Below are 18,626 nucleotides of genomic sequence, written 5' to 3' on the forward strand. Positions count from 1 at the left end.
ACTAGCCAAGATGCCCTCTTGCGCAGGGCCTCTGGATGGTCAAAGTGGCGCGTTCGTGCGGTGCACCAAAGGGCGCCCGCGAGGAGTTTCCGATGATTGGTCTAGTGCTGGTGACCCATGGGCGCCTTGCCGACGAGTTCAGAGCGGCGCTCGAACACGTTATGGGTCCGCAGAAACAAATTGAAGCAATTACGATCGGGGCCGAGGACGATTCCGATCTCTGTCGAAGCGACATCATCGAAGCGGTGAACCGCGTCGATAGCGGCGACGGCGTTGCGATCCTCACCGACATGTTCGGCGGCACGCCGTCGAATCTCGCGATCTCCTGCATGAGCCGCCCGAAGGTGGAAGTGCTCGCGGGCATCAATCTTCCCATGCTGGTCAAGCTTGCCAAGGTTCGCGAGGAGCGTTCGCTGCCCGACGCGATCGCGATGGCGCAGGAAGCCGGCCGCAAATACGTCACCATCGCCAGCCGCGTTCTCGCAGGCAAATGAGCGACGAGGCCCCGGGCGCAAACCATGTCGGCCCGGGCGTGCCTGCGGGCGCCATTTCGCGTGAGCTGCTGATCGTGAACAAGCGCGGCCTACACGCGCGGGCGTCGGCGAAATTCGTCCAGCTGGTCGAGCGCTTCAACGCCGAGGTCTGGGTCACGCGCGGCGGCGAGACCGTCGGCGGCACCTCGATCATGGGCCTGATGATGCTGGCCGCGGGGCCCGGCACCACCGTGGTGGTGTCAGCGAAAGGCGACGAGGCGCAACAAGCACTCGACGCCATCGCCGAACTCGTCGCCAGCAAGTTCAACGAGGAAGGCACGTAGCGACGGGCTCGCCCGTCCATCACCGTCACCCTGAGGAGCCGCGAAGCGGCGTCTCGAAGGGTCGACGGCCCGGCTGGTGGCCGTGCATCCTTTGAGGCTCGCTTCGCTCGCACCTCCAGCGACAAAGGCGAAGCCTTTGCGCGGGGATGACGGGTCTATCCTCGTCATTGCGAGCGAAGCGAAGCAATCCATCGCGCAGCAAGTACAGAAATGGATTGCTTCGTCGCTATCGCTCCTCGCAATGACGAGGTTGAGAGGATTTACAGCCCTCTGAGCGGCACTACTTCGCCGGCGGCACCAGATAGACCTTCCACATCGTCGACGGGCCGGGATGGCCGTTGAAGAAGCGCATGGTGGTCATCACCACCGGCTCGGCATTCTTGGCGTGCTCCGCCATCCAAGCCTCGCATGGCTGCAGGAACACCGGATCGGTGGTGTCGCAGACGCCGATGAAGCCAAGACGCTTGGCTTCGTCGAGCGACGTCAGCCCCGACGTCCAGGCTTCGCCCGGCACCAGCGAGGCCGGATGATCCGGACTGTAGAACGTCATCGGCTCGCCGATGTCGGAGCGCGCGACGACCACCGCCCAGCGCGAATGGAATCTGTCCTGCCAGGTCTGGGTGAGCTCACGTGCGAGCTCGGAGCGCGCGGCGTAGGTCGAGCCGCCGGTACGGTTGGACGCGATCTCCCGCGTGGCGATGCTGGGCGCGGCGATCAGCGTTGCGATCGTGGCCACCAGCCAGACCGCCGTGATCGAGAACAGCGCCATGCGCGGGAAACGAAGCGAGGGGATCGCAACCAATGCAAGCGGCACCAGGAAGAACAGCGGGATGCCCCAATCGGTCTTGATATAGACGGTGAAGGCCAACGCGCCGAGCGGCGGTCCGATCGCGACGATCGCCTGGATGATCCAGACGTTGAGCGCCTGCGGAAGGTTGACGGCCGGATTGGGTCCGCGCGACCAGATCCGCGACAGCACGTCCGACGGCCGCCACGGCACCGACCCCAGCAGCAGCGCGATCAGGCCCAGCACGACAGGAATCGCGAGCAGCCCGAGATTGTGCAGGATGTAGCCGATCACGAGCTGGACGTTGAGCTCGCGGCTCGACAGCGCGTAGACGTCGCCGGCATAGGTGAACGGCACGAAGTTCACCTCCTCCAGCCACACCAGATGCGGAATCATCGCCACGATCATCGTGCCGATCGCAACCCATGGCGCCGGCGAACGCAGGAACTGGGTGCGCTGCGGATGGATCAGCGCAGCAAGCCCGATGGCGCCGATCATCGTCACCACCCAGTACTTGGTCATCAGCGCCAGCATGCCGGCAAAGCCGAGCCAGAGACCCGATTTGAAGCCGCGCTTCTCGAACGCGTTCAGATAGGCCAGCACCAGCAGCGGCAACGGCACCAGCTGCGCGAGGTCGGCGTTGTATTTGAAGCCCTTGAAATTGAAGATCGGGTAGAGCGCGAGCATCACCACCATGAAGAACGCACGGCGGCGATCGACGACGCGCAGCGCGATCAGCCAGCACACGACAAGCGCGAAGCTGACGGTCGCCATCGCAAGCGCATAAGTCGACCAGTTGGTGACCGGGAAGATCCTGAACCAGACCCCCGCGATCCAGCCCGACAGCGGCGGATGCTTGCCATAGCCGAGCAGGAAGCGCTGGCCCCAAGCATACGCCTCCGCGACGTCCATATGGACATCCTGCGCGGCCTTGAGCTTGACCAGGATCAAGGTCCACAGCACCGCGTGGACCAGTGCGAAGCCGATCACGAACCACAGGCTGGTCCGCGGATCGATGGCGCGCGAGGCAATCCAGGCGGCGATCCGCCGGATCGTCAGCCTGCGGGTGGAGCGCCGGGTGGCAGGAAGAATGGAAGCGGTCGACATGGCCTGTGCCTGAGGCATGACCCGGAAGAGTGGAGCGCGGCTTTCCGGAGGGATCATACCGAATGGAAACGGACGTGCGATGAGTGATTGCTCACCAGCACTTCGGCGCGCTTTAGCGCGTTTTTGTGGCCAGTGAAATCAGCTTGGCGTGAGAATGCCTCAAGCGGGCCTGTTCACTTTCCGAGCAGCTCGGGTCGGTACTCGAAATGCATGGTATCGTAGTGATACCACTTGCCGCCCCAGATGAAGCCGTGACGCTCGAAGATGTCGACGATCTCTTGCGGCATCCGGTTCTTGTAGGGGATGGTTTTACCCTTGCCTTCCGCCTTGCCCGCCCACAGCCAGTAGTCCGAGACTTTCAGGTTGAGGTCGATCGCGGCCGCGTAGCCATGCATGCTCATCCGTCCGGTATCGGCGACGGCGCGACAAGATAGCACACCCGCGATCGGAAACGCCGCGGCGCGCAGCGCCGGATCGAGCGCGTCGATCTCGGCCGAGACCTGCTTCAACCGCTCGGCGACGCCGTTGACCCGCGTGACCTGAACCGGCTTGCCCCAGGATTTCGGCAGCCAAGTGATCGTCACCAGGTTCCGCCTGACCTCGGCGGTATTGCAGTCGCCATACATCTTCTTGAAGAAGGCCTCGTTGCGGAAGCGGCCGGGATCGGCATTTATCGCCGGCGGTGCCGACGGCCCGGCCGGATAGGGCTGCCGCATCTGGTCGAGGATCGATGCATTGCGCAGCATCTGGTCGAACGGCTTGTCGGAGATGCCGTCGTCGACCGGCATCACCGTGCCGTCGCGCCAGGTGATGGTGGTGTCGTCATGGGTGGTGAGCGCATCGGGATAGGCATGCACCAGGCGGTCGAGCAGTTCGCCTTTGCTCTGAGCATGCGCCAGCGGCGGCAGCAGCGCCAGCAAGGCAACGATGCAGGCCGTCCCGCGCGCGGCCATTCAGCGCTTCCCGAGCTGATCGATCAGCGCCACATTGGCCTCCTCGACCGCGTTCAGCTTCGGATTCCAGCTGTTCGGCGCATACCAGGGAAAGCGCGAAAAATACGCCTTGAGATCGGCGGAATCGAAATAGCGGCCCCTGCGGGCGAAGATCTCGTTGCGCGCGATCCGCAACTCGTCCCGCGACAGCCGCCGCAGATCGGCTGATGTCAGCAGGCGCCGGTCGGAATCCGGGAAGATGAAACCGCTCGGTGCTGCGCCGCCGGATTCGAAGCGATCGATCAGCGCGACATTGGCGCTCTCGATCGCATTGAGTGGCGGATCCCATGAGCGGGGCACGTACCAGGCGAACCTGCTGAAGCGCGCGGTCAGGTCCGGCGCGTTGAAGTAACGCCCGCGCCGCGCGAAGATTTCGTTGCGCGCGATCCGCAGATCGTCCTTGCTGAGTGCCTTCAGATCGCTCTCCGTCAGCAGGCGGCTGTCGGAATCCTGGATGATGAAATCCGACTGCGTGCGCGCTGCTTGCGGCGACGGCGGCGACGCGCTTGGCGGCGGCAGGCTCTGCTGCGGCGGGATCACCGTTGCCGGCGGATCGGCGGTCGCGACCTGCGCCGGCGCGTTGCCGGCGAAATAGAACGAGCCGTCGATCGGCGAAGTCGAGACCCAGGGCTGCTGCGCGTTGCCGGTGGCGCGCTTGACGACGAGACCGACCTGATTGAACGCCTGCAGCACGTCGAGCCCGGGCTTCTGCACGGTGTCGACGAGCGCGCGCGTGTACGGGCTGTGGCCGTCGTCGCCGTCGAGTGCGACGTTGCCCGGCTGGGTCGCATACGACAGCAGCGTGCCCTCCGGCGCGCGGATCTGGGCGAGGCCACCGTCGGCGGCGCGCAAGCCTCGCCCGCCGAACGGATTGTTCCGGCAGGCGTCGAGGATGACGATGTTGAGCCGCGTGCCCGCGCCCTCCATCTGCCGCAGCACCAGGCCGACATCGACCATCTGGAAATCGACATCGGCCTCGCGCGTGGGGTTCGCCGACACCGGCACCAGATAATTCGTGCCGCGCACCTGGATGCCGTGGCCGGCGTAATAGAACAGCGCGACGTCGGCACCCATCAGCTGGCTGCCGAAGCGCTGGATCGCGGCATCGAAGCCGGCCTTATCGAGATCGACCTGGGCCTGCCCGCCGACCAGCGCAAAGCCCAGCCGCTGCAGCGTCTCGGCCACCAGCTGCGCATCGTTCTTCGGGTTCTGCAGCCGCGACACGTTCTGATAGGTCGAATTGCCGACGACCAGCGCCACGCGCTTGTCGGCGGCCGCGGGAGCCGCGAACAACATGGCGAGCAATCCGGCGGCGAGAAGGGTCCAGCGCATCGTCAAATCCACGAATTTCGGGCCGCCAGACCTAGCAGAAACATGCCCGGAAATCGATCATTGCAACCCCACGGGAAACACCCCCGTGATTCGCCGTCACACCCCTGCAAAATACCGCAATATGGTTGCCCGCGCGGGGGTGCGGATGCTATCCCGCGCCCCATGACAACTGCCCCGATTTCCAACATCCGCAACTTCTCCATCGTCGCCCATATCGACCATGGCAAATCGACCCTCGCCGACCGCCTGATCCAGATGACGGGCGGCCTGTCGGATCGTGAAATGGCGGGCAAGGAGCAGGTGCTCGATTCGATGGATATCGAGCGCGAGCGCGGCATCACGATCAAGGCGCAGACCGTGCGCCTCAACTACCGCGCCAAGGACGGCAAGGACTATATCTTCAATTTGATGGACACGCCCGGCCATGTCGACTTCGCCTACGAGGTCTCGCGGTCGCTGGCGGCCTGCGAGGGTTCCCTGCTCGTGGTCGACGCCAGCCAGGGCGTCGAGGCGCAGACACTCGCCAACGTCTACCAGGCGCTCGACAACAATCACGAGATCGTGCCGGTCCTGAACAAGGTCGACCTGCCCGCGGCCGAGCCCGAGAAGGTCAAGCAGCAGATCGAGGACGTGATCGGCATCGACGCGTCGGACGCCGTGATGATCTCGGCCAAGACCGGCATCGGCGTGCCCGACGTGCTGGAGGCGATCGTCACCCGCCTGCCGCCGCCGAAGGGCGACCGCGACGCGACCCTCAAGGCGCTGCTGGTCGACAGCTGGTACGACGTCTATCTCGGCGTGGTCGTCCTGATCCGCGTCGTCGACGGCGTGATGAAGAAGGGCCAGCGCATCCGCATGATGGGCACCGGCGCCGCCTACGACATCGAGCGCGTCGGCTTCTTCACGCCGAAGATGCAGCAGGTCGAGGAGCTCGGCCCCGGCGAGATCGGCTTCATCACCGCGGCGATCAAGGAAGTCGCCGACACCCGCGTCGGCGACACCATCACCGACGACAGGAAGCCGATCAGCGAGATGTTGCCCGGCTTCAAGCCGGCGATCCCGGTCGTGTTCTGCGGCCTGTTCCCGGTCGACGCCAACGATTTCGAAACGCTGCGCGCCGCGATGGGCAAGCTCAGGCTCAACGATGCCAGCTTCTCGTACGAGATGGAAACCTCGGCCGCGCTCGGCTTCGGCTTCCGCTGCGGCTTCCTCGGGCTGCTGCATCTGGAGATCATCCAGGAGCGGCTGTCGCGCGAGTTCGATCTCAATCTGATCGCGACCGCGCCGAGCGTGATCTACAAGATGAAACTGACCGACGGCACCGAGCTCGAGATCCACAACCCGGTCGACATGCCAGACGTGGTCAAGATCGCCGAGATCGAGGAGCCGTGGATCGAGGCGACCATCCTCACCCCCGACGAATATCTCGGCAGCGTCTTGAAGCTGTGCCAGGACCGCCGCGGCGCGCAGAAGGAGCTAACCTATGTCGGCTCCCGCGCGATGGTGAAATACGATCTGCCGCTCAACGAGGTTGTGTTCGATTTCTACGATCGCCTGAAGTCGGTCTCCAAAGGCTACGCCTCGTTCGACTATCATCTGACCGACTACAAGCCGGCGGATCTCGTGAAGATGCAGATCCTGGTCAACGCCGAGCCGGTCGACGCGCTGTCGATGCTGGTCCACCGGACCCGCGCCGAGGGCCGCGGCCGCGCCATGGTCGAGAAGATGAAGGAGCTGATCCCGCCGCACATGTTCCAGATCCCGATCCAGGCGGCGATCGGCGGCAAGGTGATCGCGCGCGAGACCGTGCGCGCGCTGCGCAAGGACGTCACCGCGAAGTGCTACGGCGGCGACATCACGCGCAAGCGCAAGCTTCTGGAGAAGCAGAAGGAAGGCAAGAAGAAGATGCGGCAGTTCGGCAAGGTCGACATTCCGCAGGAAGCCTTCATCGCAGCACTCAAGGTGGATAGCTGAGGCGCCGTCACCGACTGTCGCCGGCCTGCAATCATCGCGCCAGTCCGGCTGTCAGCGAAAATCTCGAAAACAACCCCATGCAAAGCAGCTGGAAGTGGATGGCGACGCGCTGACGCAGGCGCGCATGATGTCCATCCTTGTCCCAGCAACAAAACGCACCATGATTTGAATCGCCTTCGCACAGCGGGCCGACTAGACTCCGATCATGTTGCGCATCCTGTTCCTCCTGATCGTCATCCTCGCATTGCTGCAGCCGGATCTGAGCTCGGCCGCTTCCTCGAAAAAGCGGCACGGCAGCACCCGCTGGCATGGCTATGGCTTCCTGCCCGGCTACCGGCAGCCGCCCAACCAGACCATTCCGGTGCTCGGCCCGCGCGGCGCCGCCCGTGGCTACCCGGACTTTTCGCCGGAATATTGGTATGGCGGGGACTGGCACTACTTCGGCCGCCCCGGATTCCATGGCGGAGGACGCTACAATGGCGGCAGCTATGGCCCGTGCTGGGTCTGGACGCCGATCGGGCGCGCCTGGCAGTGCGGGTAGAGCATGATCCGGAAAAGTGCGACGCGGTTTTCCGGAAAGATCATGCTTAAACAACAAGCTAAAGCGCGATGGCGATTTAACCCAATCTCATCGCGCTTTAGCCGCGCGTCGCTGCGACATCTTGCGCGCGCAACTCACAATCCGCTGATCCCGGAATGAGAGGCATGTTGCCCGTCATATTGCCCCTGGACCCCGGATAGGCCACCATCCTCCCCGCGCGCACCACAAAACACAACAGCGCCGGGGAAACGCATGAGCAAAGCCACTCGCTTCGATTATGGCTGGGTCGTCGTCGGCGCGGGCGCGCTGATGACCTGCGTCGGTTTCGGCACCATGCTGTCGCTCGCGGTGTTCCTGCAGCCGATCTCGGATGCGATGGGCTGGTCGCGCGCCGGCGTATCGGCCGCAGCGACGCTGGATTTCCTCTGCATGGGTTTTGCGGCGTTCGCCTGGGGCGCGCTGTCCGATCGCTTCGGCACCCGCATCGTGGTGCTGGCGGGCAGCCTGCTGCTCGGGCTTGGCCTCGTGACGGCAAGCCAGGCGCAGAGCCTGTGGCAATTCCAGCTGTGCTTCGGCGTACTGATCGGGATCGCCGCCGGCAGCTTCTATGCGCCGATGATGGCGCTCGCGAGCGCCTGGATCGACAAGCATCGCAGCCTCGCCGTCGCGCTGGTGTCGGCCGGCATGGGCGTCTCGCCGCTGACGGTCGCGCCATCCGCAAGCTGGCTGATCACGGCCTATGACTGGCGCTTCGCGATGCTCGTGATCGGCATCGCCGCATGGGCGCTGCTGATCCCCGCATCGTTCCTGGTGCGTCCGGCGCCGCAGGGATCGAACGTTGCGATGCCGACGGCTGCGAACGCGCCGCAAACCGAATGGACCGTGGCGCAGGCGCTGCGCACGCCGCAATTCATCACGCTGGCGCTGGCGCATTTCGCCTGCTGCGCGGCGCATTCCGGGCCGATCTTCCACATGGTGTCCTACGCCATGGTCTGCGGCATCGCACCGCTCACCGCGGTGACCGTCTACAGCCTCGCCGGCTTCTCCGGGCTCGGCGGCCGTCTGCTGCTCGGCGTGCTTGCAGACCGGCTCGGCGCCAAGCCGGTGCTGGTCGGCGGCCTGCTGGTGCAGGCGCTGTCGATCGCGACGTATCTTGCGGTGGCGCAGCTCGGCCTGTTCTACGCGCTGTCCGTCGTGTTCGGGCTCGCCTATGGCGGCGTGATGCCGCTCTATGCCGTGCTGGTGCGCGAGTTCTTCGGCGCGCGCATCATGGGCACGGTGTTCGGCGCGGTGTCGGCCTTCGCGAGCCTCGGCATGGCGCTGGGGCCGTGGGCCGGCGGTTATGTGTTCGACACCTTCCATGGCTACACGTGGCTGCACGCCGGTTCCTTCGCGATCGGCCTCGCTGCGGTTGCGGTGGCGCTGAGCTTCTCGACCAGGCGCCAGCCCTCGCTCGATCTCGGCCGTGCCGCCGCCTGAGCACGGATGGATTCGTCACGCTCGCGCGTCAGTGATGGATAGCTGACCCGCGCCGGCGCCGTCCCGCCTTGCCCTCGCCTGCCGGATGGGTCACCATCGCGCGCCCCCAACAAGAATGTCAGAACGGGCCGAGGACACGCATGAACAAGCCGCAGGGAGTTGACCTTGTCGAGCGGGCGCGCGCGCTGGCGCCGCTGATCATTGCTGAAGCCGATGAGATCGAACGGACGCGGCGGCTGACGCCTTCCGTCACATCAGCCCTGGTCGAGAACGGGCTCTATCGTGCGCTGCTGCCGAAGCGTTTCGGCGGCGCCGAGGCGACGCTGGACGCCTTCATGCAGATGCAGGAGGAGATCGCCAAGGCCGACGCGTCGACCGCGTGGTGCCTCGGCCAGTGCAGCGTCTGCGCCATGACCGCGGCCTATCTGGAGCCTGACGCGGCCGACGAGATCTTCAACACCGCGCCCGGGATTCTGGCCTGGGGCGCGATCGCCCATGAGGTCCGCGCCGAGCCCGGCGGCTACCGCGCCAATGCGCGCTGGGACTTCGCCTCGGGCTCGCGGCAGGCGAGCTGGCTCGGCGCCCATGTCCGAATAGCCGAGGCCGATGGCTCGCCGCGTAAGAAGGCCGACGGCTCGCCGGAGATCCGCACCATCCTGTTCCCGGTGTCGCAAGCGACAATGTACGACGTCTGGGACGTGATCGGCCTGAAAGGCACCGGCACCGATTCCTATTCGGTCGACAACCTCTTCATCCCGGACAAATTCGCCGCGCTGCGCGATGACCCCAGTGCGTGCCGCGAGCCGGGACCGCTCTACAAGCTCTCCACCAACATGGTGTTCAGCATGGGCTTTGCCGCGACCGCGCTCGGCGTCGCGCGCGCCATGCTCGATGCGGCGACCGAGCTTGCCCGCGGCAAGACCCCGCAAGGCCTGAAAGCGATGCGCGACAACAATGCCGTGCAGGGCCAGATCGGCCGCACCGAGGCAAGCCTGCGCGCCGCGCGCGCCTATCTCTACGCGACGGCCCGCGACGTCTGGAGCGACCTCGCCCGCGGCGATCCGATCACCGAGGCGCATCGCATCGCGATCCGCATCGCCTCGACCTGGACCATCCACCAGTCGGCCTCGGTGGTCGACATCGCCTATCACATGTCCGGCGCGACCGCGGTGTTCGCCAAGAACCCATTCGAGCGACGGTTTCGTGACATGCACGCGATCGCCCAGCAGATCCAGGCCCGCGACACACAGTATGAGGATGCCGGCAAGGCGATCCTGTCGGGCAATCTGTCCGCGCCGCCGACTGCGCGCTGAGGCGCGATGAAGTCAGGTGGAAATGGAACGCGTACTCATACATCCGCCAAGTCGGCTTTTGCCTCTCATCGCCGGGTGACCACCGCATGTCGGTTTGGCCCAATGGTTGACATTCGGGTGAAAGAGGCCACCAACTGAGGCGACCTCAACCAAGACGCGAAGAGAACCATCCGATGGCTTGGGAAAGAATCGTGCAGCGACTTGGCTCAGCTTTTCCTTGCTGTCCGAAATGTCGCAACGCGGAGGTCAAGTATCAGGACGAATTCGGATTTGATGAGGTCGCAGCCGTCGAGTGCCCTAAATGCGGTTGGAAGGGCATCTGCCGCGAGTTGGACTTGGTCCCCCTTCCGAATGCAAATTAAGGACGCTCTCAAATTCAACTCCCCCCGCGATTAGCGTTGCTCGACGGGCGTCGGCGCGAGAGCGAGCTTCGCTCGTCTCGATCCCGCAAGCGGGAGAGGCGAAGCGAGTCTGCGGTCCGACTGATTCAACCCGATCGTCGCGCCGCATGGTACGAAAGTAGGCACCGGCGGCACCGGTCACGGCACGAATTTCGGCGGCGCAACATCTGGTTGTTAAGCTTTTTCTGAGAGTTTGCTCACGGCGCTAATGCCTGGAGTTCCGCTGGTACTATGTTCACGCTTCGATCGATCGCCGTCCGCCTGATCCTGGCGATTTCACTGACTGTTGCGGTCGCCTGCGCGATCCTCGGCGGGTTCTCCATCAGCCAGCAGCGCGCACTGACCCGGCTCGCGCTCGATCAGCAGCTCAAGCTGCAATATGACAGCGTGATTGCGGCGATCGAATATGAGGGTCGCGCCGCGCTGGCGGTCTCGGCAGTGATCGCCGCCTTGCCGCCGGTCGAGGAGGCCATCGCCAAGGGCGATCGCGACGGCCTCGGCAAGCTGCTCGGCGCCCCCTGGGCCGCGATCAAGGCGCAAGGCATCCCGCTGATCTCGTTCTGGCAGGCGCCGGCGACCAGCTTCTACCGGGTCCACGCGCCGAAGCTGTTCGGCGACGACGCCTCGACGCGGCGGACGACGGTGGTGGAATCGATCAAGGCCGGCAAGCCGATCGTCGGCGTCGAGCCCGGCCGTGAAGCGCTTTCGATCTTCGGCATGACCCCGGTCATGCATGACGGCAAGACGCTGGGCAATGTCGACATCGGCGTCGCCTTCGGCAAGGAATTCGTCGACCGCGCCAAGAAGCGCTTCGGCATCGACCTCGCCGTGCATTCATTCGACGGCAAGAGCTTCAAGCGGCTGTCTTCGACCTTCGGCGACACCGTGGTCGCGACCCAGGACGAGCTCAAGAACGTGATGAGCGGTGCCGCCGTGCTCCGCGACGCGGTTCTCAACGGCCATGCGGTCGAGCTCTATCTCGGCCAGATCAAGAACTATGCCGGCGAGCCGGTCGCGGTGCTCGAGATCGTCAAGGACACCAGTGACTATGAAGCCGCTGCGGCGAGTGCGCAGCGCAATCTGATCCTCGGCACGGTCGCGATCCTGGCCGGTGCCGTGCTGCTCGCATTCCTGCTCGGGCGCGGCCTGTCACGGCCGCTCACCGCGATCACCGCCGTCATGAACCGGCTGTCCAGCGGCGACACCAGCGTCACGATCCCCGGCAGCGAACGCCGCGACGAGCTCGGTACGATGGCGAAGGCGGTCGACGTGTTCCGCCGCAGCATGATCGAAACCTCTTCGCTGCGCGACGCGCAGGAGGCCGACAAGGTGAAGGCCGCGGCCGACAAGCAGGCGCTGCAGCGGCAGATGGCCGACCGCTTCGAATCCGACGTCAAGGGCATGGTCGCCGCCGTCGCACGTTCGTCGAGCGCAATGCAGCGCGTCGCAGGCGAGATCACCACCAGCGTCAACGGCACCTCGGAACGGACTTCCGCGGCCGCCGCCGCATCCGAGGAGGCGTCGGCCAGCGTCAACGCGGTCGCCGCGGCGACCGAGGAGCTGGCGTCGTCGATCACCGAGATCGGCCGCCAGGTCACGCATTCCAGCCGCGTCGCCGACAGCGCGGTCGCCAAGGCTGCGGAGACCACCGAGATGGTGACGAGCCTCGCCGCGTCAGCGGAGAAGATCGGCGACGTGCTGCGCCTGATCAGCGCGATCGCGAGCCAGACCAATCTCCTGGCGCTCAACGCCACCATCGAGGCCGCACGCGCCGGCGAGGCCGGCCGCGGCTTCGCCGTGGTCGCCGCCGAGGTGAAGGACCTGGCGAGCCAGACCGCGAAGGCGACCGACGAGATCGCCGGCCAGGTCGGCGCGATCCAGTCCGCCACCGGCAATTGCGTCAGCGCGATCGGCGACATCAGCGGCACCATCCGCGAGATCTCCGGCATCGCCACCGCGATCGCGGCCGCCGTCGAGCAGCAGGACTCGGCGACACGGGAGATCGCCCGCAGCGTGCAGCAGGCCTCCTCCGGAACCGTCGAGGTCTCCGCCAATATCGCGGGCGCGAGCGAAGCCGCCGGCCAGTCCCGCGCCCTCACCGGCAATGTGCTGGATACATCAGGCCAGCTCGGCGATCACGCCTCCGCGCTGTCGCACAGCGTCGATACGTTCTTGGCGGGACTGCGCAACGCCGCTTGAGCCGCGGGGCGCGGTGGTCTCGCGGATGGCGCTCTATTTGACGTTCAAGGCGCTGTCATCGTGAGGCGCGACTGACCCGCACGCCGGGCAGCTTGCCCTTCCAGCCCAACGCGATAATCCCGGCCATTCCCACCAGCAGCACGACGTTGAGGACCAGGTCGATGATCTTTTGCGCGGACGCACAAGCGTTGACCGCACAGCCTCCCAGCAGCAGGTCGGCAATCACGGCGAGTACGGTGACGAGAACGAAGATCAGCACCAGATACAGCAGAATCGCCAATATGCGCTGCCAGCGCGCCGGCATCAAAGACGCGCGCGTCTCCTCAACGCGCTCGGTGACAAACTGGCCCGGTCGCGCCTTCGCGGGATCACGGATCTGCACCGTCGACCGCGTCACCAGATCGTGGATCGCCTGGTTGCGGCGGGTCGCGGCGATGATGACGAACGAGTACCAGCCGAGGAGGCCCTTGATCAGGAGCCGCGCGCACGCCGTCAGGAAGCCGACATTGCCGCCGGTCGCGTCGTCGACCACGCGCAGATTGGTGAGATGATGCCCAACGGTGCCGCCGGTGAATGACACCAGGACCGGCTCGTACAGCGCCAGGGCTGCGATCACGGCGATCCCGAGCGCACGCGAAACGGAATCGATCGCTACCGTGGACGCCACCAGCAACGCCCCAGCGATTGTCACCAGCGTGACGATCCAGTCGATGAAGATGCCGCGAAAGCGACGGGAAAATCGCGCATAGAGCGGCGCGACCACAGCGGCGGGTGGAACGGTGCTGGCAACGCTCATTGGGCTCATCCCACTCTCGCATGTACCCTGCCCATGAGACGAGGCAGTGACGGTGAAGGTTCAACCATGGGCTTTCACACGATGGACGGGTAGACTAGTTTCTCTGCAAGCTCGCCAAACAGCCATGACCGGACCGATGAAACAATCGAGCACCAGTGTGACGAGGAAGCCGCGCCAGGGCAATCCCGCCCCCGTAGACGCGCTGTTCGACGCGTACCCTGCCCGCGTCAAAGCCAAGCTGCTGGCGCTGCGGCGCCTGATCTTCGATACCGCGAAGGTAACCAAGGGCGTCGGCACGCTGGAAGAGACGCTGAAATGGGGCCAGCCGAGCTACCTGACGCCGGAGACCGGCAGCGGCACCACGGTCCGGATCGACCAGGTGAAGCCGGCCGCCGATCAGGTCGCGGTCTACTTCCACTGCCAGACCAATCTGGTCGAGACCTTCCGCGAGCTCTATCCCGAGCTCAGCTACAGCGGCAATCGCGCGATCCTGCTCGATGTCGGCGACAAGCTGCCGGAGGCTGCACTGCGCCACTGCGTGGCGCTGGCGCTGACCTATCATCTGAACAAGCGGAAGCCTTAGCGATCGGGCGCAACCCTCTCCACCGTCATTGCGAGGAGCGAAGCGACGAAGCAATCCATGCCTCCGCGCGTGAGGATGGATGGATTGCTTCGCGGAGCCTGTCATCCGGCGGCGCTACGCGCCGACCGGGTGGCTCGCAATGACGAGGTGGAGACAGCTTTCCTACGCCACCAGCGCCGTCGCGACGCGCTGCGCCTTCAGCAGGCTGATGACCTCGGCGTTCGGGCGGGCGCGGCTGAACAGAAAGCCCTGGCCCTCATGGCAGCCCTCGGCGCGCAGGCAGCTCAGCTCCGCCTCGGTCTCGACGCCCTCGGCGGTGATGGTGACGCCGAGCCCGACGCCGAGGCTGACGATCGACCGCACGATCGCCTGCGCGTCCGGGTTGGCACCGAGATCGCGCACGAAGGACTGGTCGATCTTGATCTTGTCGAACGGGAAACTGCGCAGATAGCTCAGACTCGAATAGCCGGTGCCGAAATCGTCCATCGACATCCGCACCCCGAGCGCGCGCAGCGCATGCAGCGTCGCCAGCACCTGGCTGCTCTTCTCGAGCAGCAGCGTCTCGGTGATCTCGAGTTCGAGCCGCCGCGCCGGCAGGCCGGATTGCCGCAAGGCATCGGTGACCAGCGCCAGCAAATTTCCGGTGCGGAATTGCAGCGGCGACAGGTTGACGGCGACGCGCACGTCGTCGGGCCATTGCGCCGCATCCATGCAGGCACGATGCAGCATCAGGCTGCCGAGCGGATTGATCAGGCCGGTCTCCTCGGCCACCGGGATGAACTCGCCGGGCGAGATCATGCCGCGCTCCGGATGCGGCCAGCGCACCAGCGCCTCGAAGCCGGTGATGCGCCCGGTCGCAAGATCGACCAGCGGCTGGTAATAGGGCTGCAATCCTTCGTTCTGGATCGCATCGCGCAGATCGATCTCGATCTTGCGCCGGCTTTGCGCGCGCGCATCCATCTCGGCCTCGAAGAACGAGAAGGTGCCGCGAAATTCGCTCTTGGCGCGCGACAGCGCCATGTCGGCGCTCTTCAGGAGCTTTTCGGAATCCTCGCCGTCGCCGGGCGACATCGCGATCCCGATGCTGGCGCCGATCACCACCGAATGCCCCTCGAGCAGATAGGGCTCGCCGATCGCATCGAGAATCCGCCGCGCCAGCAGCACCGCGTCCTCGGGACGCATCACGCCGCCCTGCACGATGGTGAACTCGTCGGAGTTGAGGCGGGCCAGCGCATCCTCCTCGCGCAGCGTCGAGCGCAGGCGCTTGGCGACGGCGCGCAACAGCTTGTCGCCGATGCCGTGGCCCAGCGTCTCGTTGACCGCCTTGAAATTGTCGAGACCAAGCATCAGCACCGCGACCTTGTCGGTCGAGCGGCGGGTATGCTGCAACATCTCCTCCATCTGCTGGCGCAGCAGGTTGCGGTTCGGCAGGCCGGTCAGGCTGTCGTGCTGGGCCATGAAGGCGAGCCGCGCCTCGGCGCGCTTGCGCTCGGTGATGTCCATCAGCGCGAGCAGCATCGCCGGCTGGTCGCCATGCATCAGCTGCCGCGAATAGATCGCAAGGTCGATCAGCGTGCCGTCCGCGCGCACATGCTTCCAGGTCCGCGCCGCCTGCTCGTCGCTGCTGCGGCCGGCGGCCCAGGGCAGCTCGGGATCGAACGCCTGCAGGCTCCTGATCGTCATCTTCTCGAATTCGGCACGCACATAGCCGTAATGCGCGATCGCTGCGTCGTTCACCGCGAGGATCCGTTCGCCGTCGAGCGCACACAGGATCATCGGCACCGGGTTGCCGTCGAACAGCAGACGGAACGAGGCTTCGCGCTGCTTCAGTTCGGTGATGTCGACGCGCAGGCCGACGATGCCGCCATCCGAGGTCAATCGCTCCTCGATCAGCACCACGCGGCCATCGGCCAGGACCTGCTCGTGCCGCTCGCCCGGCTGGTACATCTTCTGGAGCCGCTCGGCGATCCACTCTTCCTCGCGCCCGGCGGCCTCGGGATAGTCGCCGCGCGCGACGCCGATGCGGATGGTGTCTTCGAGGCGCGCACCATGCTCGAACAGGTCGGAACTGCGCTTGTAGATTTCCGAGTATTTCCTGTTCCAGAGCGTGTAACGGCCTTCGGGGTCGAGGAACACGATGCCTTGCGGCAGGATGTCGATCGCCTCACGCAGCCGCGCGTTCGACTTGCGAGCCTCGGCGATGGCGGCCTCGGCCTGCGCGCGCTGGCGCACCAGTTCGCCGATCTCGGCCGCAGGACGGCGCGAACGGCCGGACATTTTCGGCGTCGGCATTGGCCGGCGTTCCCGAGAACGGGACAGTTTGGCCTGCTTCGGTTTCTTGATCTTCTTTGGCCGCATTATCGGCATCGCACGCCCCACGCGCATTCCAGTTCGGTGACATTTCTGCGATAAGTCTCTGAAAAATTGGTATCTCTTGACGAATAGCTGCGCTGGTTGAGAAAGCCGGACATGCCCGCTTTGCGGGCGTGTTCACGGCGCACGCAAGCGGCCGGTGCCACGCATGCGGCCGACAGCGCAGATTAGCAGCGCGAAAGCGCCGGAGCGTGGTGAAGGAAGGGTAAACCCACGCCTGCCTGCACAATGAATGCGCCGAAAACGCTGCAAGCGCATCAATGTTTGCCAGCGTGTGACAGGGTTATCGCGAGGTAAAGGCGCGACCGGCCTCACGCGTACTAGCGCGGCTAACTGGTGATCTCGATCCGCGCGCCGCCGCGGCCGTTGCGCTCGACCAGCCCGTAGAGCTGTGCTGCGTGCGAGGGATGCAGGCGCACGCAGCCATGCGAGGCCGGTCCGCCGAGACGCGCGAGCTCATAGGCGCCGTGAATGGCGAAGCCGCCATGGAAGAAGATCGCGTGCGGCATCGGCGAGTTGTAGTACTTCTTCGAATACCAGCGGCGCGCCAACAGCTGCGGATGGAACACGCCGTTCGGCGTGCCATAGCCGCGCCGTCCGGTCGACACCGGCCAGTTGTAGCGCGTCGCGCCGTCGACGCTGACCGCCATGCGCTGCGATGATTTGTCGATATGAACGACGATGTCGGCCCGCGCCGGCGAGTCGACGCGGCAATCGCGGCGGCAAATGCCAGCCGCACGCAAGATATGCTTGTCATAAAAATGTCTGCCTTGAAAATTATTGCCCGCATGATGTCGCTCGCGGCGCGCTTGTAAAGTGGCGTGGCTCACATCCGGAACAGGAAGTCGCGGGTCATCTTGATCCGCCCTGTGGGCGATCAAGCGAATGGGATGAGAGCGCGGTTCGTCCGGCACGAATCCATGCTAGCCTTGCGTGGACAGAGTGATCCGAATGACACCCCGCCTGCGTCTGATCCCGTTCCTGATCTCCGCCCTCATCGCCTGCAGCATCTCCGCGCGGGCGCAGGACAAGGGCTCGCTCAATCCGCAGCCATTGCCGCCGCTCGCCAACCCTAACGATCCAACGATCGGAGCGAAGCAGCTGTTCGCGCGCAAGGTGCTGCCGGCGGCGATGCCGACCCAATCGATCGGCGGCTACACCAAGGGCTGTCTCGCCGGCGCCGCGCAGATGCCGCTCAACGGCGACACCTGGCAGGTGATGCGCCTGTCGCGCAACCGCTACTGGGGACATCCCGCCATGATCGCGCTGCTGAAGCGGCTGGCGGCCAACGCGCACAAGGACGCCGGCTGGCCCGGCATCCTGGTCGGCGATATCGGCCAGCCGCGCGGCGGCCCCGCGCTGTCAGGTCACGCCAGCCACCAGATCGGGCTCGACGCCGACGTCTGGCTGACGCCAATGCCCGATCGCAAATTGTCGCGCGAGGATCGCGAAGAGATGTCGGCTGTCATGATGGTGCGTGACGATCGGCTCGACATCGATCCGCACGTGTTCACGCCGGGCCATGTGCTCGTGCTCCGCGATGCGGCGCGGGAGCCGGCGGTGCAGCGCATCTTCGTCAACCCGGCGATCAAGAAGGCGCTGTGCCGCGAGGCCAAGGGCGACCGCAGCTGGCTGTCGAAGATCCGGCCGTGGTGGGGCCACGACTACCACTTCCACATCCGCATGCGCTGTCCGTCCGGCAGCCCCGCATGCGAGGGGCAGAAGCAGCAGTCGGAGGGCGAGGGCTGCAAGCCGTCCGACCTCGCCTTCTGGTTCAAGGATTCGGTGCTGCATCCAAAGCCGCCGCCGAAGCCGCCGAAACCGCGCCCGCCGATGACGCTGGCGCAGATGCCGGCGGCCTGCAAGACGGTGCTGAACGCGGCCGACGCCGAGCCGTAACATTCAAGCAATAACATCTTCGTCAGGCGGCTA

Annotated in this window: 15 protein-coding genes; 9 read left to right on the forward strand and 6 right to left on the reverse strand. The window is 65.4% G+C overall.

Going from position 1 to position 18,626, the window contains the following annotated elements; translation table 11 throughout:
- Window positions 1-92 precede the first annotated feature (92 nt).
- Window positions 93-494 carry a PTS sugar transporter subunit IIA gene (locus QDT69_RS29875; protein WP_021076632.1) on the forward strand — a complete coding sequence of 134 codons (402 nt, stop codon included), beginning with the start codon at window positions 93-95 and terminating at the stop codon, window positions 492-494.
- On the forward strand, window positions 491-817 hold the full coding sequence (locus tag QDT69_RS29880; protein WP_074130446.1) for an HPr family phosphocarrier protein: 327 nt from the start codon (window positions 491-493) through the stop codon (window positions 815-817). The genes QDT69_RS29875 and QDT69_RS29880 overlap by 4 nt, the downstream gene beginning before the upstream one ends.
- Window positions 818-1,097: 280 nt before the next feature.
- Here the strand turns inward: QDT69_RS29880 and QDT69_RS29885 are convergent, their stop codons facing one another.
- From QDT69_RS29885 to QDT69_RS29895, 3 genes are all read right to left on the reverse strand, one after another.
- The gene (locus QDT69_RS29885) at window positions 1,098-2,711 is read right to left on the reverse strand and encodes a glycosyltransferase family 39 protein (RefSeq protein ID WP_279710050.1); all 1,614 of its coding nucleotides are present in this window, start codon (window positions 2,709-2,711) and stop codon (window positions 1,098-1,100) included.
- A 173-nt stretch (window positions 2,712-2,884) separates the two neighbouring features.
- The gene (locus QDT69_RS29890; RefSeq protein ID WP_279710051.1) at window positions 2,885-3,664 is read right to left on the reverse strand and encodes a M15 family metallopeptidase; all 780 of its coding nucleotides are present in this window, start codon (window positions 3,662-3,664) and stop codon (window positions 2,885-2,887) included.
- The gene (locus tag QDT69_RS29895) at window positions 3,665-5,035 is read right to left on the reverse strand and encodes a YARHG domain-containing protein (RefSeq protein WP_279710052.1); all 1,371 of its coding nucleotides are present in this window, start codon (window positions 5,033-5,035) and stop codon (window positions 3,665-3,667) included. It abuts the gene before it with no gap.
- 162 nt (window positions 5,036-5,197) lie between these two features.
- Here QDT69_RS29895 and lepA point away from each other — a divergent pair, with 162 nt between their 5' ends.
- The 5 genes from lepA to QDT69_RS29920 all read left to right on the forward strand — a co-directional run bounded on the left by lepA (window position 5,198) and on the right by QDT69_RS29920 (window position 12,942).
- Window positions 5,198-7,009 (forward strand): translation elongation factor 4, encoded by a 1,812-nt coding sequence (gene lepA / locus QDT69_RS29900; RefSeq protein ID WP_279710053.1) that lies wholly within the window; start codon window positions 5,198-5,200, stop codon window positions 7,007-7,009.
- 205 nt (window positions 7,010-7,214) lie between these two features.
- Window positions 7,215-7,550: a hypothetical protein gene (locus QDT69_RS29905; RefSeq protein WP_279710054.1), complete on the forward strand. Its 336-nt coding sequence runs from the start codon at window positions 7,215-7,217 to the stop codon at window positions 7,548-7,550.
- A 252-nt stretch (window positions 7,551-7,802) separates the two neighbouring features.
- Window positions 7,803-9,029 (forward strand): MFS transporter, encoded by a 1,227-nt coding sequence (locus tag QDT69_RS29910; RefSeq protein ID WP_279710055.1) that lies wholly within the window; start codon window positions 7,803-7,805, stop codon window positions 9,027-9,029.
- 140 nt (window positions 9,030-9,169) lie between these two features.
- Entirely contained in the window at window positions 9,170-10,342 is a 1,173-nt protein-coding gene (locus QDT69_RS29915) for an acyl-CoA dehydrogenase family protein (protein WP_279710056.1), read from the forward strand.
- 632 nt (window positions 10,343-10,974) lie between these two features.
- Window positions 10,975-12,942 (forward strand): methyl-accepting chemotaxis protein, encoded by a 1,968-nt coding sequence (locus QDT69_RS29920; protein ID WP_279710057.1) that lies wholly within the window; start codon window positions 10,975-10,977, stop codon window positions 12,940-12,942.
- 55 nt (window positions 12,943-12,997) lie between these two features.
- Here QDT69_RS29920 and QDT69_RS29925 read toward each other — a convergent pair whose 3' ends face one another.
- The gene (locus QDT69_RS29925; RefSeq protein ID WP_279710058.1) at window positions 12,998-13,705 is read right to left on the reverse strand and encodes an RDD family protein; all 708 of its coding nucleotides are present in this window, start codon (window positions 13,703-13,705) and stop codon (window positions 12,998-13,000) included.
- Between the two features lie 169 nt (window positions 13,706-13,874).
- On the opposite strand from QDT69_RS29925, the gene QDT69_RS29930 reads away from it, so the two are divergent.
- On the forward strand, window positions 13,875-14,321 hold the full coding sequence (locus QDT69_RS29930; protein ID WP_279710060.1) for a DUF1801 domain-containing protein: 447 nt from the start codon (window positions 13,875-13,877) through the stop codon (window positions 14,319-14,321).
- A gap of 162 nt (window positions 14,322-14,483) precedes the next feature.
- Here QDT69_RS29930 and QDT69_RS29935 read toward each other — a convergent pair whose 3' ends face one another.
- Together QDT69_RS29935 and QDT69_RS29940 are read right to left on the reverse strand one after the other, a co-directional pair.
- The gene (locus tag QDT69_RS29935; protein ID WP_279710061.1) at window positions 14,484-16,688 is read right to left on the reverse strand and encodes an EAL domain-containing protein; all 2,205 of its coding nucleotides are present in this window, start codon (window positions 16,686-16,688) and stop codon (window positions 14,484-14,486) included.
- Between the two features lie 335 nt (window positions 16,689-17,023).
- Complete coding sequence (locus QDT69_RS29940) at window positions 17,024-17,437, reverse strand: L,D-transpeptidase (protein ID WP_279710062.1); 414 nt, start codon at window positions 17,435-17,437, stop codon at window positions 17,024-17,026.
- 208 nt (window positions 17,438-17,645) lie between these two features.
- On the opposite strand from QDT69_RS29940, the gene mepA reads away from it, so the two are divergent.
- Window positions 17,646-18,593 carry a penicillin-insensitive murein endopeptidase gene (gene mepA / locus QDT69_RS29945; RefSeq protein WP_279710063.1) on the forward strand — a complete coding sequence of 316 codons (948 nt, stop codon included), beginning with the start codon at window positions 17,646-17,648 and terminating at the stop codon, window positions 18,591-18,593.
- The last annotated feature ends 33 nt before the right edge of the window (window positions 18,594-18,626 follow it).

The organism is Bradyrhizobium sp. CER78, from assembly GCF_029846235.1.
GTDB lineage: Bacteria > Pseudomonadota > Alphaproteobacteria > Rhizobiales > Xanthobacteraceae > Bradyrhizobium.

Coding starts and splice junctions, on each gene's coding strand:
- QDT69_RS29875 (WP_021076632.1), top strand. CDS start 93: ATGATTGGTCTAGTGCTGGTGACCCATGGGCGCCTTGCCGACGAGTTC.
- QDT69_RS29880 (WP_074130446.1), top strand. CDS start 491: ATGAGCGACGAGGCCCCGGGCGCAAACCATGTCGGCCCGGGCGTGCCT.
- QDT69_RS29885 (WP_279710050.1), bottom strand. CDS start 2,711: ATGTCGACCGCTTCCATTCTTCCTGCCACCCGGCGCTCCACCCGCAGG.
- QDT69_RS29890 (WP_279710051.1), bottom strand. CDS start 3,664: ATGGCCGCGCGCGGGACGGCCTGCATCGTTGCCTTGCTGGCGCTGCTG.
- QDT69_RS29895 (WP_279710052.1), bottom strand. CDS start 5,035: ATGCGCTGGACCCTTCTCGCCGCCGGATTGCTCGCCATGTTGTTCGCG.
- lepA (WP_279710053.1), top strand. CDS start 5,198: ATGACAACTGCCCCGATTTCCAACATCCGCAACTTCTCCATCGTCGCC.
- QDT69_RS29905 (WP_279710054.1), top strand. CDS start 7,215: ATGTTGCGCATCCTGTTCCTCCTGATCGTCATCCTCGCATTGCTGCAG.
- QDT69_RS29910 (WP_279710055.1), top strand. CDS start 7,803: ATGAGCAAAGCCACTCGCTTCGATTATGGCTGGGTCGTCGTCGGCGCG.
- QDT69_RS29915 (WP_279710056.1), top strand. CDS start 9,170: ATGAACAAGCCGCAGGGAGTTGACCTTGTCGAGCGGGCGCGCGCGCTG.
- QDT69_RS29920 (WP_279710057.1), top strand. CDS start 10,975: ATGTTCACGCTTCGATCGATCGCCGTCCGCCTGATCCTGGCGATTTCA.
- QDT69_RS29930 (WP_279710060.1), top strand. CDS start 13,875: ATGAAACAATCGAGCACCAGTGTGACGAGGAAGCCGCGCCAGGGCAAT.
- QDT69_RS29935 (WP_279710061.1), bottom strand. CDS start 16,688: ATGCCGATAATGCGGCCAAAGAAGATCAAGAAACCGAAGCAGGCCAAA.
- mepA (WP_279710063.1), top strand. CDS start 17,646: ATGACACCCCGCCTGCGTCTGATCCCGTTCCTGATCTCCGCCCTCATC.